The organism is Streptomyces xylophagus (assembly GCF_000716435.1).
Taxonomy (GTDB): Bacteria; Actinomycetota; Actinomycetes; order Streptomycetales; family Streptomycetaceae; genus Streptomyces; species Streptomyces xylophagus.
This window is the reverse complement of the sequence record NZ_JNWO01000014.1, coordinates 16,872-30,357: the sequence shown is the minus strand read 5'-3', so window position 1 is coordinate 30,357 and position 13,486 is coordinate 16,872. Positions and strand designations below refer to the sequence as shown.

Annotated in this window: 14 protein-coding genes; 6 read left to right on the top strand and 8 right to left on the bottom strand. The window is 69.9% G+C overall.

Annotated features, from left to right (window positions below; all coding sequences use genetic code 11):
• Positions 1–6: 6 nt before the first annotated feature.
• Entirely contained in the window at positions 7–1,728 is a 1,722-nt protein-coding gene (locus OO70_RS28670; protein ID WP_199827425.1) for an LCP family protein, read from the top strand.
• 7 nt (positions 1,729–1,735) lie between these two features.
• Here the strand turns inward: OO70_RS28670 and OO70_RS28665 are convergent, their stop codons facing one another.
• From OO70_RS28665 to OO70_RS28635, 7 genes are all read right to left on the bottom strand, one after another.
• Positions 1,736–2,200, bottom strand: coding sequence for a DUF5990 family protein (locus OO70_RS28665; protein ID WP_234336949.1), 465 nt, complete (start codon positions 2,198–2,200; stop codon positions 1,736–1,738).
• Between the two features lie 34 nt (positions 2,201–2,234).
• Positions 2,235–3,242 (bottom strand): ABC transporter ATP-binding protein, encoded by a 1,008-nt coding sequence (locus tag OO70_RS28660; protein ID WP_043677383.1) that lies wholly within the window; start codon positions 3,240–3,242, stop codon positions 2,235–2,237.
• Positions 3,239–4,285, bottom strand: coding sequence for an ABC transporter ATP-binding protein (locus OO70_RS28655; RefSeq protein ID WP_043677381.1), 1,047 nt, complete (start codon positions 4,283–4,285; stop codon positions 3,239–3,241). Before OO70_RS28655 ends, OO70_RS28660 begins: the two co-directional genes overlap by 4 nt.
• The gene (locus OO70_RS28650) at positions 4,278–5,243 is read right to left on the bottom strand and encodes an ABC transporter permease (protein WP_043677379.1); all 966 of its coding nucleotides are present in this window, start codon (positions 5,241–5,243) and stop codon (positions 4,278–4,280) included. The genes OO70_RS28655 and OO70_RS28650 overlap by 8 nt, the downstream gene beginning before the upstream one ends.
• 7 nt (positions 5,244–5,250) lie before the next feature.
• Positions 5,251–6,279: an ABC transporter permease gene (locus OO70_RS28645; protein ID WP_043677377.1), complete on the bottom strand. Its 1,029-nt coding sequence runs from the start codon at positions 6,277–6,279 to the stop codon at positions 5,251–5,253.
• Entirely contained in the window at positions 6,276–8,000 is a 1,725-nt protein-coding gene (locus OO70_RS28640; RefSeq protein ID WP_043677375.1) for an ABC transporter substrate-binding protein, read from the bottom strand. Before OO70_RS28640 ends, OO70_RS28645 begins: the two co-directional genes overlap by 4 nt.
• A 93-nt stretch (positions 8,001–8,093) precedes the next feature.
• Positions 8,094–8,990: a proline iminopeptidase-family hydrolase gene (locus OO70_RS28635; RefSeq protein ID WP_043677373.1), complete on the bottom strand. Its 897-nt coding sequence runs from the start codon at positions 8,988–8,990 to the stop codon at positions 8,094–8,096.
• 299 nt (positions 8,991–9,289) lie between these two features.
• On the opposite strand from OO70_RS28635, the gene OO70_RS28630 reads away from it, so the two are divergent.
• Together OO70_RS28630 and OO70_RS54750 are read left to right on the top strand one after the other, a co-directional pair.
• Positions 9,290–9,991, top strand: coding sequence for a FadR/GntR family transcriptional regulator (locus tag OO70_RS28630; RefSeq protein ID WP_043677371.1), 702 nt, complete (start codon positions 9,290–9,292; stop codon positions 9,989–9,991).
• A gap of 18 nt (positions 9,992–10,009) precedes the next feature.
• Positions 10,010–10,150 carry a hypothetical protein gene (locus tag OO70_RS54750; protein WP_158711528.1) on the top strand — a complete coding sequence of 47 codons (141 nt, stop codon included), beginning with the start codon at positions 10,010–10,012 and terminating at the stop codon, positions 10,148–10,150.
• Between the two features lie 6 nt (positions 10,151–10,156).
• Here the strand turns inward: OO70_RS54750 and OO70_RS28625 are convergent, their stop codons facing one another.
• Positions 10,157–10,993 (bottom strand): PhzF family phenazine biosynthesis protein, encoded by an 837-nt coding sequence (locus OO70_RS28625; RefSeq protein ID WP_043677369.1) that lies wholly within the window; start codon positions 10,991–10,993, stop codon positions 10,157–10,159.
• 49 nt (positions 10,994–11,042) lie between these two features.
• Here OO70_RS28625 and OO70_RS28620 point away from each other — a divergent pair, with 49 nt between their 5' ends.
• Genes OO70_RS28620 through OO70_RS28610 form a run of 3 tightly spaced genes read left to right on the top strand, consistent with a single transcriptional unit; the run spans position 11,043 to position 13,421 of the window.
• A complete protein-coding gene (locus OO70_RS28620) occupies positions 11,043–12,086 on the top strand; it encodes a permease (protein WP_199827424.1) in 1,044 nt (347 codons plus the stop codon).
• Positions 12,083–12,817, top strand: a complete 735-nt coding sequence (locus OO70_RS28615) for a TIGR03943 family putative permease subunit (RefSeq protein ID WP_043677367.1) — start codon at positions 12,083–12,085, stop codon at positions 12,815–12,817. Before OO70_RS28620 ends, OO70_RS28615 begins: the two co-directional genes overlap by 4 nt.
• A 55-nt stretch (positions 12,818–12,872) precedes the next feature.
• Positions 12,873–13,421 (top strand): hypothetical protein, encoded by a 549-nt coding sequence (locus OO70_RS28610; protein ID WP_043677365.1) that lies wholly within the window; start codon positions 12,873–12,875, stop codon positions 13,419–13,421.
• Positions 13,422–13,486 lie beyond the last annotated feature (65 nt).

Here is a 13,486-nt window from a genome sequence, read left to right as displayed (position 1 = left end):
TGCCAGATGACCGACCTCGGGGACGGCCCCGTGGGCCATGCCACGCGCAGTCGCACCCGAGGGGTGCCCAGGCAGCGTGCCGGTGAGGCGGACGAACCGCTGCCCACCGGCGGCCGGGCCGCTGCCAGACAGGCCCAGCGCGGCGGATCCCGCGCGCACGGTCGCGCCGCCCAGCGCCGCCGCGCCAAACAGGCCCCGCGCGGCAGGCGGGTGTTGAAGATCACCGCGATATCCCTGTCCGTGCTGATCATGGTGACCGCGGGCGCCGGCTGGTGGTTCTACGAGCACCTGAACGGCAACATCAACAGCGTCGCGATCGACGACGGCGCCGGCGGCAAGGAGAAGGCCGACGCCTTCGGCCGTACGCCGATCAACCTCCTGGTGATGGGCAGCGACGCCCGGACCAGCGCGACCGACTGCAAGCTCGGCGGCGGCTGTTCGCAGACCGGCGTGCAGACCGGCAACGGCAACGCGGACGTGGAGATGGTGGTGCACATCTCCGCCGACCGCTCGAACGCCACCGTGATGAGCATCCCCCGCGACACCATGACCCAGGTCCCCGCCTGCAAGGACCCGGACAGCAAACAGGCGACGGCCGGCTACTACGGCCAGATCAACAGCGCGCTCCAGTACGGCCAGGAGTGCCAGGTCAAGACCGTGCACGCGCTCACCGGCATCACCATCGACCACTTCGTGCAGATGGACTTCTCCGGAGTGGTGAAGATGTCCGACGCGGTCGGCGGCGTCTCGGTGTGCGTCGACGCCGACGTCTACGACACCTACTCGCACCTGAAGCTCGCCAAGGGCACCCACACTCTCAAGGGCAACGCGGCGCTCGAGTTCGTCCGCTCCCGGCACGGCTTCGGCGACGGCAGCGACCTGGGCCGTACCGTCTCCCAGCACCTCTTCCTGAGCGCGATGATCCGCAAGTTCAAGAGCGCCGGCACCCTCACCGACCCCACGGCCGTCTACAACCTCGCCGACGCCGCCACCAAAGCGCTCACCGTGGACACGGGTCTCGGTACCGTCAAGAAGCTCATCGGGCTCGCCGCGGACCTCGACAAGGTCCCCACGAAGCGCATGACGTTCACCACGATGCAGACCGGCGCCGACCCGGCCAACGCCAACCGGGTCGTACCCGCCGCCGCGGCCAAGAGCCTGTTCGCGACCATCGCCAACGACCAGTCGCTGACCAGCTCGTCCGGCAAGAAGACCGCCGCGGCCACCGCGACGGCCACGGCAGTCGCCGTACCCGCCGCGCAGATCGCCGTGACCGTGGAGAACGGCACCAGCATCAGCGGCCGTGCCTCCACCGTCGCCACCGCCCTGATAGCCGGCGGCTTCAGCTCCGGCACCACCACGGGCAACGCCTCCGTCAGCGCGACCACGACCACGCTCACCTACGGCACCGGGCAGAAGGCCGAGGCCCAGACCGTGGCCAAGGCGGTCGGCCTCGCCTCCTCGCACCTCAAGCAGGGCACCGGCACCGGTCTGACCCTGGTGATCGGCACGGACTGGCCGAGCGGCACGACGTACCCCGGCTCCACCTCGTCCCCGGCGCCCGCCGACACCAAGGCGGCCACCTCCAACGCCCAGGCCTCGACCGCCGACCAGTCGAAGTCCTGCGCCAAGGTCAGCACCTACAAGACGGTCAGCCTCAACGGCGTCCCGATGACCCCGACCCAGGCCTACCGGGCGGCGACCAACAAGAAGGACTCGGCGTCCTGACCGAGAGCTAGAGCGCGGCGGCGGTCCAGGTGATGCGCGGGGGATCGACCCGCGCGCACAGCGGGCCGCCGTCCGCGTCGGTCAGACCGAGACGGCCGGTCAGCAGTCCGTCGCGCGAGGCGGCGGCCAGGACGTCCTCGGGCACGGAGTCGAGCATGAGCTTGGCCCGCCGGAACATCGTGAAGACACCGGCCTCGTCGACCGTCCCCCACGACAGATAGACGAACCGGCGCCCCAACCGGTGCTGCACATAAGGCCCCTTCACCACGATGCCGTCCGGCGAGGCCTCCGCCGTGCACTCCAGGTTCCAGCTCGCGGACGCGGCGTCGCCCGGCGTCGGGTCGAGAAGTTCCGCCGGCCGGTCCCGGCGCTGCACGGCGACATGGACGTTGTCGTACGTCGCGACGGGGTTGTCGGCGGGGGCGGGGCAGGTGCGGCCGGGCAGATCGACGGCGTCGATGCGAATGTGCATACGGGCCATCATGCCGCGTCCGCTCCCCGTACCCTCAGTCGATCAAGGGGAAGTGGCAGGCGGTCCGGCGTCCGGAGGCCGTCACGGTCAGCTGGGGGCGTTCAAGCGCGCAGCGCTCCCGCGCGTAGGGGCAGCGGGTGCGGAACGGGCACCCCGTCGGCTTGTCCACCGGGTTGGGCACCTCCCCGGTGAGCACGATCCGCTCCCGGGGGACCTCGTCGCTGAGCGTGCCGTCGTCGATGTCAGGGACCGCCGACAACAGCGCCTGCGTGTACGGATGGGCCGGCTCCTTGTACAGGGCCTCCGTCTCGCCGAGTTCGACGATCTCACCGAGATACATGACCGCGATCCGGTCCGACACATGCCGGACCACCCCGAGGTCGTGCGCGATGAAGACGTAGGTGAGCGCGAACTCCTCCTGCAGATCGGCGAACAGGTTCAACACCTGCGCCTGGATGGACACATCGAGCGCGGACACCGGTTCGTCCGCGACGATCAGCTTCGGGTTGGTCGCCAACGCCCGCGCGATACCGATGCGTTGCCGCTGCCCGCCGGAGAACTCGTGCGGATACCGGTCCAGATGGGCCGCCGCCAGTCCTACGACGTCGAAGAGCTCGGCGACCCGTCGGCGCACGGCGGCACCGTCGCCGTAGCGGTGCACGAGCAGCGGCTCTGCCACGATGTCCCCGGCACGGCGGCGCGGGTTCAGCGAGGCCTGCGGGTCCTGGAACACCAGCTGCATCCCCGGCCGCACGGGACGCAGCCGCCGCGTGGACAGCGTGCTGATGTCCTGACCGTCGAACTCGACCCGCCCGCCGGTGAGTTCGGTGAGCCGGACCAGACAGCGGCCCAGCGTGGACTTGCCGCAGCCGGACTCGCCGACGATGCCGAGCGTCTCACCGCCGCGCACCTCCAACGACACACCGTCCACGGCACGGAGTACTTTGCGGCGCCGGGAGAGCCCGTCAGCCCGCAGGGGATAGTGCTTGGTCACGTCCGAGGCGCGCAGCAGCACCTCTGCCGTTGTCGTCTGCGCGCTCATGGTGTCGCCTCTCGTTCCCTGTCCGGTACGTCCGTCGCCGTCGCCCGTGAGGTCAGGCGCAACGAGGCGCGGTCCTCGTCGGGCAGCCAGCAGGCGTCACGGTGTGCGCTGTCACCGAAGTCCCTCAGCACCGGCCGCTCCTCGCACCGGTCGTGCCGCAACCGGCACCGGGGCGCGAACGCACACCCCTCCGGCAGGCTCCCGGGCGCCACAGGCATCCCCGCGATGGTGGGCAGCCGCCGCAACCTGGGCCCGCCCACGCGCGGCACCGAGTCGAGCAGCCCCCAGGTGTACGGGTGCCGCGGCCCGTGGAACACCGCCCGGCGCGGGCCCTCCTCGGCCGCCCGGCCGCCGTACATCACCAGGACCCGGTCGGCGATCTGCGAGATCACGCCCATGTCGTGGGTGATGAGGACCACCGCCGAGCCCTCAGCGTTCAACTCCCGCATCAGGTCGAGTATTTGGGCCTGGACCGTCACGTCCAGGGCCGTGGTCGGCTCGTCGGCGATCAGCAGTGCGGGGCCGCACGAGAGGGCCATCGCGATGACCGCGCGCTGCCGCATGCCGCCGGAGAACTCGTGCGGATAGGAGTTCGCCCGGGAGGCCGCGTCGGGGATGCCGACGTCCGAGAGCAGGCTGACGGCACGCGCGTGCGCCTCCTTGCGGGGCACCTTCTCATGCGCCCGGATCTGCTCGGCGATCTGCCAGCCCACGGTGTACACGGGGGTGAGCGCGGTCATCGGGTCCTGGAAGACCATGGCGATCTCCCGGCCCCGTACCGCCCGCATCTCCTTGTCGGGGAGGGTGAGCAAGTCCCGTCCACGGAAGCGGACTTCGCCCTCGACGGTGACGTTCGGACTGGTCAGCAGGCGCAGTACGGCCAGCATCGACACGCTCTTGCCCGAGCCCGACTCGCCCACCACGCCCAGGATTTCACCGGGCGACACCGAGAAGGAGAGGCCGTCGACGACCGTGACGGAGCCTCGGCGGGTGCGGAACGACACCTTCAAGTCACGTACGTCCAGCAGGGGTTGGTCAGGCATGGCGGGCCCTCGGGTCGAGTCGGGCGTACAGGATGTCCACCAGGGCGTTGGCGAGGACCACGAAGAACGCCGCGTACAGGACCGTTCCCATGATCACGGGCAGGTCCAGGTTCTGCAGGGCGTCGAACGTCAGCTTGCCGATGCCGGGGAGGCCGAAGACCACCTCGGTGAGCAGCGCGGCACCGCCCACGAGCGCGCCGAAGTCCAGGCCGAACAGCGACACGATCGGGATGAGGGAACAGCGCAGGGCGTGCCGGATCAGGATGCGCCGCTCGGAGAGGCCCTTGGCGCGCGCGGTGCGGACGTAGTCCTCGTTCAGGGCGGAGACGACCTCCCCGCGCAGCAGCCGGGCGTAGATCCCGGCGTACAGCAAGGCGAGGGTCAGCCAGGGGAAGAGGAGGTGCAGTGCCCACTGGCCGGGGTGGTCGAGGCCGACGTATCCCGGTGGCGGCACCCAGGAGAACACCGAACTGTGCAGCTGCTTCTGGGTGATGAGGTTGACGACCTCGCCGAGCCAGTAGGCCGGCAGCGAGACCCCGACCACGCCGACGAGCATGATCAGCGGGTCGGCCGCCTTGCCGCGCAGGGCTGCCGCAGCGGTGCCCATGATGATGCCGGCCGTCATCCAGATCAGCGCGGCGCCGATGACGAGCGACAGGGTCACCGGGGTGGCCTGCACGATCTGCGGGATGACGCGGGAGCCGCGGTTGACGAACGACTCCAGGTCACGGTCGATCAGCAGGTGCCGCATCATCAGCAAGTAGCGGATGGGCATGGGTCGGTCGAGGCCGAAGGAGTGCCGCACCTGGGCGAGCGTCGCCGGGTCGGCGTTGCGGCCCGCGATACGGGCGGCGGGGTCAACTCCCGGTGTGGCGAAGAAGATCAGGAAGACCAGCACACTGATCGCGAACATGACGAGAAGGGCGGAGGCGAAGCGTTTGACGATGAACCGGAGCATGTGGCCCTCACACCCCTCCGCGCAGGCGGGCGCCTGGGTCGAGCGCGTCGCGTACCCCGTCGCCGAGGACGTTGAGCGCCGCCGTGGTCAGCGCGATCAACAGGCCGGGCGCGATCGTCACGGCGGGCCGGGTGTAGAGCAGCCCGAGTCCGTCCTCGATGATCGTGCCCCAACTGGCGTCCGGCGGCTGGACACCGACCGACAGGAAGGACAGCGCCGACTCGGTGAGCATCGCGAGTGCGGTCATCAGGGGGACGAAGACGATCGCCGTCGGCAGGACGTTCGGCAGCACCTCGCGACGCAGGATGCGCGCCGTCGGTGCCCCGGAGCCGACGGCCGCCTGGATGTACTCCTTGTTGCGCAGCACCAGCACCTGACCGCGCAACGGCCTCGCGATGTACGGCACATAGATCGCCGCGATGATCGCGACGGGCAGCCAGAGACTTCCCGCCTCGACGGTAAGCGGGCCGAGGTGCAGCCCGTCGGTGAGGAGGACGACCGAGAGGCAGATCGCCAGCAGGTACACCGGGAAGGCCCAAATGACGTCCAGGACACGGGAGATGACGGCGTCCACCACCCCGCCCGCGTACCCGGCGACGACTCCGACGACCGTACCGAGGGCGCAGGTGAGCAGCGCCGCCGTGAACCCGATGAACAGGCTCGTCCGGCCGCCGTAGAGCAGCCGGGCCATGACGTCGCGGCCCTGGTTGTCGGCGCCGAGGAAGTAGTGGGCGGGGTCCCAGGTCGGGCCGATCGGGGTGACGCCGAGGCCGAGGCCGGTGCTGCTCGGGGTGAGCACCGGCACGGTCTTCCCGTCGACGACCGTGGTGCCGGAGACATGGGACTGGAAGGGGTCGGTGTGGGCGATGTGGGCCGCGTACAGCGGCGCGCACAGGGTCGCCAGGACGACGAGGAAGAGGACGACGGCCGCGGCCAGCGCCGACCTGTTGCGCAGCAGGTCGGCGCCGGCCGTCCGCCAGGGGCCCGGCGAGCGCCGGGCCTCCGCGGTGGCCAACTCGGGTGCGACGGTGCTCACTTGACCCACAACTGGCCGACGAGCATGTAGAACTGCTTGCTGAACTGGTAGTTGCCCAGCCGCTTCGACGTGAAGTCGATGATCTTCGGGTTGATCAGCGGGACGAGCGGGGACTGCTCCATGAACTCCTGGTCGATCGCGCCCCATTGCTTGTTCGCCGCTGTCGGGTCAGTCTGCGCGGTCTTCAGCGCGGTCTGCATCTTCGCGTCGATGCCCTTGTCGCAGAAGCCCGAGATGTTGATGCTGGAGTCGCTTCCCGGGTGGAACGCGGCGCAGGACAGCAGCACGTTGAGGAAGTCCGAGGCCGCAGGATAGTCCTGGTACCAAGAGGTCAGGGCGAGTTGGACCTTGTTCTTGGTGTTCTGGATGTAGGTGAACTGGATGTTCGCCGACAGCGGCTTGAGCGTCGCCTTGTAGCCGAGCTGGGTGAGCAGGCTCTGCAGGTACTGCCCGATCGACTTGTTGACGTCGTCGTCCTGCACGACGATGCCGACCTCCTGCCCGGCCGTACCGGACTGCTTCACCAGCGCCTTGGCCTTGGCGAGGTCCGCGGCAGTCCAGGTCGTGCCGCCGCCCTTGGTGTAGTCGCAGGAGTCGACGTGCCCGGGGAAGCCCGGCGGCAGGATCGTGCACGCGGGGGAGGCCAGGTTGGGGCCGCCGTACAGCCGCACCACGGCCGACCGGTCCACGGCCCAGTTGATCGCCTGGCGCGCCAACTTGTTGTTGAACGGGGCCGAGTTGACGTTCAGCGTCGCGTACCAGAATGCGGTCAGCGGGTTCACGTGCGCCTGCGAGGTGTACTTGGTGCCGATCTCGTTGAGGCGGTCGGCGGGCGGCGGGTCGAACATCCAGTCCGCCTGGCCGTTCTCGACGGCGGTCACCTCGGACTCGACGGTCTGCCCGAAGGTGTAGTCGATCTGGTCCGGGTAACCCTGCGGTTCGGCCTCCCGCGACCACTCCTTGAAGTGCGGGTTGCGCACCAGCTTCAGCGCACGGTTCGGGTCGTAGGAGGCCGCCATGTACGGGCCGGTCGTCGGCAGCGGCTTCGTGCCCGCGTCCTTCGTCGGCGAGTCCTTCGGCACGATGCTGGCGTGCGGGACGGCGAGCTTGTACGGGAACTCCGAGTCCGGCGCCGTCAGGTTGATGGTGACCGTGTTCGCGGTCGCGTCGCCGGTCACGCCGCCCTTGAGGGTGCAGGACGCGGGTGTCTTCAGACAGGCGGTGGCGCCGACGATGCCGTTGTAGAAGGTGCCGGCGGTGGGGCTGGAGACCTTGAAGATGCGCTGGAAGGACGCCACCACGTCGTCGGTGGTGAGTGCCTTGCCGTTGGAGAAGGTGATGCCCTTGCGGAGTGTGAAGGTGTAGGTCTTGCCGCCGTTGGTGACCTTGGGCATTGCCGCGGCCAGGTCCGGGACGACGGTGAATGACGACTGGCCGCCGACCTTCTTGAACGACAGCAGCCCGTCGTACATCGACTGGTACAACTGCCAGTATTGGAGCGTGTAGTTGACCTGCGGATCGAAGCTGCCGGCCGCCGCATGGGCGACCAGCTTCAGCGTGCCGCCCTTGTGCTGCGGCTGGAACGCGGAGGAGCCGGACGCCGACGAGGACGTGCTCGGATCGGAGGAGGAGCCGCCGTCGGAGGACGAACAGGCGGCTGCGGTCAGGGCGAGGGCGACGGTGGCGGCGGCGAACGCGCCCCGTCTCGTGCTGCGGGACATCCAGGGAACTCCCGTCGGAGGAAAGGCTGTTGGGTCGGCCGGGGGATGGGCCGGGGATGGGCCGGGGATGGGCCGGGGATGGGCCGAAGGGGCTCAGTCGGTGGAGTCGAGGAAGGTGCCCACGACCCGGAGGTACAGCTCTTCCTCCTCGACGTGCGGCATGTGGCTGGAGCGCTCGAACATGTGCCAGCGCACGTCGGGAATGTGGTCGGCGAACGGACGCAGCGTGTCGGGAGTCGCCTCGTCGTACCGTCCGGACACCAGCAGGGTCGGTGCGTCGACCAGATGCAGCCGGTCGATCACGGACCAGTCCTTCATGGTGCCGACGACATGGAACTCGTTCGGCCCGTTCATCGTGTGGTACACGGTTGGATCGGCCGCGATGTTCTCCCAAGTCGCCTGCACCTCGGGCGGGTTGGGGGTCAGTCGGCACACATGGCGTTCGTTGAAGACCTGCTCGGCGGCGAGGTAGTCGGGGTGGTCGGTGGTTCCGGCCGCCTCGTGGAGGAGCAGGGTCCGCTGGACCTCGGGCGGGAGTTCGGCGCGCAGTTCGGCCGCCGCCGCGAGCCACAGCTCCATGGACGCGGGGGAATTGGCGATGACCAGACCGCGCAGCCCGGCCGGCCGGCGTACGGCGTGCTCGGCGGCGAGCATGCCGCCCCAGGACTGGCCGAGGAGGTGATAGGCATCGGCGATGCCCAATTCCTTGAGCAGATTGTCGAGTTCGTCGAGGAAGAGCTGGACGGTCCAGAAGTCGGCGCCCTCGTCGGGCAGATGGGTGGACAGCCCGGTGCCGAGTTGGTCGTAGTGCACCACTTGGCGGCCCTGTTCGGCGATGCCCGCGATGCTGAGCGTGTAGTTGTGACCGGCGCCGGGGCCGCCGTGCAGCACGACCAGCGGGGTCCTGCCGGGCTCGCCGGTGATCCGGTACCAGGTGGAATGGCCGTTGAAGTCGACGGTGCCGGTGTGATTCGGTTCGGGAATCGCCACGCGAGGGCCTCCCAGACGGGCCGGACGCGAGCCGGCCTCTGGCGGAATCGGAAAAGGATGTGACGGATGGCTGCGATAGTGATTGGGTAAAAGGTCAGCGCACAAGACCTTTTAGCGGGGGCTGGGCAAGAAGTAACGGCGAGTTCACGTGGCCCGCCCGCGTTTACAGGAGCGGCATTGAAGGAGGAGGACAGCTGACATCCGTACCTGAGGCATCCGAAGCCGGGGACGAGTTCTCGCGCGTCCTCGACCGCGTCCTTCTCGGCGGCTCCCCGTCCTCGGCGCTGCGCCCGGTCCGGGTGGCCTCGGCGGTCGACGAGGTGTCCGACCGGCTGCTCACCGCGATCGCCGTCGGCGACTTCCTGCCGGGCGAACGGCTGCCCGCCGAGCGCGAACTCACCGGGCTGCTGGGTGTCAGCCGCCCCACCGTGCGCGAGGCGGTCGCCCGCCTCCAGGCAGTGGGCGTGGTCGAGATCCGCCGCGGGCGCAACGGCGGCACCTACGTCCGCGACAGCTGGACCGAGTCGACGGCCGCCGCCGTCCGGCACACCCTGCTGCCCCGCTGGGAGGAGTTCGAGCAACTCTTCGACCTGCGCGGCCTGGTCGAGGGCATGGTGGCCGCGACGGCCGCCCGACGCCGTAGCTCGAAACAGCTCGCCCCCATGCGGGACGCCCTGTCCGCCTACCTCTCCGCGAGCACCCCGCGCGACGCCCACACCGCCGACAGCGCCTTCCACCAGGCCGTCCGCGAGGCCACGGGCAACCCCCAGATCGTCATGCTCAGCCAGGACCTGCTCGCCCGCATCAGCCTCGGCTTCCCCGTCGAACCATGGGGCAAGGGCGAACAGACCCACTTCCACCAGGGCGGCGAGGACCACAAATCCCTGTACGAGGCCATCGCGGCGGGCGAGCCCGAACGCGCCGAGGAGATCGCCCGGGACCACTTCACCATCAGCGCCGACCTGATCCGCGACGTCCTCGCGCGGGTCCGGGCGCACTAGGCGGAGACGGCACCGGACATGAAGAGACCCGCAGGGCAGACCGGCGTCACGTTCAACCGGGGACTCGCGCTCACCAAGGGAACGGGCCTGGCCGCGAAGATCCCGGCGAACGTGTCCGAGGCCTGGCTCGCGCACATTCGCTCGCTCGCCACACCCTGAACTCGACTACGGCAGCCGGACCACGCCCGTGACCTCGGCGGTCCCGCCCAGCCGCACCAAGGGCTCCGCGCTCGCGGTGATCGTGGCCGGACTGCCGAGGGAGTCGCCCATGTCGACGGCGATCTCGGTGACGCCCCGACCGGCCAGGTCGGCGGCGAGGCACGCGGTGCTGTTGGCGTTCGCGATGTCCTCCGGGACGCCGATCGACGGCGCGAACATGCGCGCCGCGATCCGGCCGGAGCGCGTCGGCACCGAGTAGACGTAGCAGCCGAGGAACCCGAACCGGTCGCAGGCCGCCCGGAGTCGACCGAAGTCCGGGGCGAGCGCGGCGAGAACGGAACGTGAGGCGACGGGCACCAGCAACCGTGCCCGCCCGACCGAGGCCACACGGGTACCGGGAGCGAGCATGTCCCGGGTGACGCCCAGCGTCGGCACGACGAGCCCGCACTCGGCCGCCGTCGGCTCCCGCAGCGCGACGGGACCGGGCTCGAAGGCGGCACGCACCCGCACCCCCTCCCGTACGGCCCACCCGGCGAAGGAACGCCCCGCCGCACGCAGGGTGCCCCGGTATTCCGAACCCCCGGCGCGCTCCGCGAGGAAGGCCAGGGCGGCGACCGTGCCGTGGCCGCACGCGGGCAGTTCGCCCTCGGCGGTGAAGAAGCGAAGCGCCACCTCGGACCCGCGCGGCGAGACGAAGACGGCATGCGACGTCCCGGCCAGCACCGGCACCAGGCGCCGCTCGTCGTCGCTCAACGGCAGCTCGCCCAGCACTGCGGTGGGACTCCCGCCGACACCCTCGCGCAGACACGCGCGGACGATCGTGACGGACAGTCGGCTGATCACACGAAAACCGTACTATGTTCTGTCGCAACATCAGACATTCGGAGCAAATATGCAAAAAACGGATGAGCTGCTTGATGTGGCGGAGATGGTGGCCCCGCCCGCCGTCCACCCACCCGAGCGACGGCGCCGCACCCTCCGCAGACCCCCGCCCGCAAAGGCGGTGGTCATCGCGCTCGGCCTGGCGGCGGCCGTCCTCGTGCTCTCGGGCACACCGTGGCTGAACGGCCCCGCCGTCGCGGCCTGGCGCACGGTCTGCCTGGCCATCACCGTGCAGGCCCTGCCCTTCCTCCTCCTGGGAACAGCCCTGTCGGGGGCCATCAACGCCTTTGTCCCGGCAGACCTGTTCACCAAGGTGCTGCCCAAGCGCGCCGCGCTCGCCGTACCCGTCGCAGGCATCGCGGGCGTGGTCCTGCCGGGCTGCGAATGCGCGTCCGTGCCGGTCGCCAACAGCCTGATCCGCCGGGGCGTCACCCCGGCGGCCGCCTTCGCCTTCCTGCTCTCGGCGCCCGCGATCAACCCGATCGTGCTGACCGCCACGGCCGTCGCCTTCCCGGGCAGCCCCGCGATGGTGCTGGCCCGGCTGCTCGCCTCGCTCGCCACCGCCGCCGCCATGGGCTGGCTCTGGCTCTGGCTCGGCCGCGAGGAGTGGCTGCGCCCGGTCGTACGGCACACCGGACACCGGTCGGGGCACAGCCGCTTCACGGAGTTCCGGCTCGGTTTCCAGCACGACTTCCTGCACGCCGGCGGCTTCCTCGTGCTGGGCGCGATGGCCGCGGCCACCTTCAACGTGACCGTCCCGCGCTCCGTCCTCGACACCTTCTCCGGGTCGCCCTGGCTGTCCGTGCTGTTCCTGGCCGCACTCGCCGTCGTCCTCGCGGTCTGCTCCGAGGCCGACGCCTTCGTCGCCGCGTCGCTCACGGGCTTCTCGCCCACAGCCCGGCTGGCTTTCATGGTGGTCGGCCCCATGGTGGACCTCAAGCTGATCGCCCTTCAGGCGGGCACCTTCGGCCGGGCGTTCGCGGTGCGGTTCTCCACCGCGACCACCGTCGTGGCCGTGGCCGCCAGCGTCCTGATCGGAGGCGCCCTGCTGTGAAGCGCACCGCCCAAGTACTGCTCCTGGTCCTCACCGGCCTGGGCCTCCTGCACACGGCCCTCTTCACCGACCTCTACCTCCGCTACGTCAAGGAGGGCCTCCGCCCGCTGCTGATCGTCTCCGGCGTCCTCCTCCTGTTGCTGGGTCTGACCCACGCGGCACTCGACCGCGGATCAGGAGATGAGGAGGGCCACGACCATGACCACGGACACGACCACTCCACCGCACCCCGCATCGCCTGGCTGCTCTTCCTCCCCGCGCTCAGCCTCCTCTTCTACGCCCCACCCGCCCTCGGCGCTTACACGGCCGCGCACGCCGGCAGCGAGACCGTCAAAGAGCAGAAGCGGTTCGCCGCACTGCCCGCGACCTCACCCCTCCCGATGACCCTCACGGACTTCACGACCCGGGTCCAGCAGGACAAGGAGCTGGCCATCAGAGGGCGCAGTGTGGAGATGACCGGCTTCGTGACACCGGGCCGGACCGGCGGCGGCTGGGACCTGACCCGCATCATCTTCACCTGCTGTGCGGCCGACGCCCAGACGGTCAAGGTCCACATGTACGGCACCCCGGCCCCGCCCGCCAACACCTGGCTGGCCGTCACCGGAACCTGGCACACGCAGGGCGCACTCGGCACCAGAACCGCGGCGGCGGCCCTGGACGTCCACGGCACCCGGCGCATCGCCCAACCGGTCAACGCCTTCACGGACGACCTGCCGCTCACCCCGTCCTGACGCCTGGCCGGGAAAAGGGGTTGGCCCGGTGGGCCACCGCCCGCATGCTGAAGGAATGCGACTGGTCTTCATCCCGATGGCCCAGGGCAACCGCCGTGTCGTCGTCCACCGCGACGACGGCGTGGTTCTGGAAATGCGCTCCTACGATCGGAAATACCGGGTTCCCCACGACCTCGCCCACGCTGTCGCCGAACGCGAACTCCGGCTGTCGGCAGGGGTGTTCGGCTGCGTCGCCGCCGGAGCCGTCTTCTCCTCGATGCGGGTGATCGACGGTTCGCCCCGCCATGACGCGGCGGCGCGCAGCAGGCGGATCATCAAGGACAACGCCCGCGCGATCACCCTCGCCGAAGTGCTGAGCGGCGTCGTGCACGACGCGGTCGAGGACCCGCCGCCCGTGCCCCTGTTCAAGAGGGCGCGCGAGGTGTGGGGGATCGTCGAGGAGAAACCCTTCCCCTACACCGAGGCCACTCTCGCGGTCGCGGTGGAGACCCTGAGCGCGTTGACCGAGCGCTGGAGTCACCTGAGGCCCGAGGAAGGGCTCGAATTCACCTGGCCCCCGGCGCTCAGCGCGCCGGTCAAGTCCCCCGGAAAATCCAAGAGTTAACGGGTCATTGGGGCACATCCGGTGTGAAGGCAGGGGCAACGCGTAAATCATCTTGTCATGAACCT

What these genes read in the sequence shown, in the direction of transcription:
- OO70_RS28620 (WP_199827424.1), top strand. Translation starts at nt 11,043, where the DNA reads ATGCAAAAAACGGATGAGCTGCTTGATGTGGCGGAGATGGTGGCCCCG.
- OO70_RS54750 (WP_158711528.1), top strand. Translation starts at nt 10,010, where the DNA reads ATGAAGAGACCCGCAGGGCAGACCGGCGTCACGTTCAACCGGGGACTC.
- OO70_RS28655 (WP_043677381.1), bottom strand. Translation starts at nt 4,285, where the DNA reads ATGCCTGACCAACCCCTGCTGGACGTACGTGACTTGAAGGTGTCGTTC.
- OO70_RS28650 (WP_043677379.1), bottom strand. Translation starts at nt 5,243, where the DNA reads ATGCTCCGGTTCATCGTCAAACGCTTCGCCTCCGCCCTTCTCGTCATG.
- OO70_RS28670 (WP_199827425.1), top strand. Translation starts at nt 7, where the DNA reads ATGACCGACCTCGGGGACGGCCCCGTGGGCCATGCCACGCGCAGTCGC.
- OO70_RS28660 (WP_043677383.1), bottom strand. Translation starts at nt 3,242, where the DNA reads ATGAGCGCGCAGACGACAACGGCAGAGGTGCTGCTGCGCGCCTCGGAC.
- OO70_RS28640 (WP_043677375.1), bottom strand. Translation starts at nt 8,000, where the DNA reads ATGTCCCGCAGCACGAGACGGGGCGCGTTCGCCGCCGCCACCGTCGCC.
- OO70_RS28610 (WP_043677365.1), top strand. Translation starts at nt 12,873, where the DNA reads ATGCGACTGGTCTTCATCCCGATGGCCCAGGGCAACCGCCGTGTCGTC.
- OO70_RS28665 (WP_234336949.1), bottom strand. Translation starts at nt 2,200, where the DNA reads ATGCACATTCGCATCGACGCCGTCGATCTGCCCGGCCGCACCTGCCCC.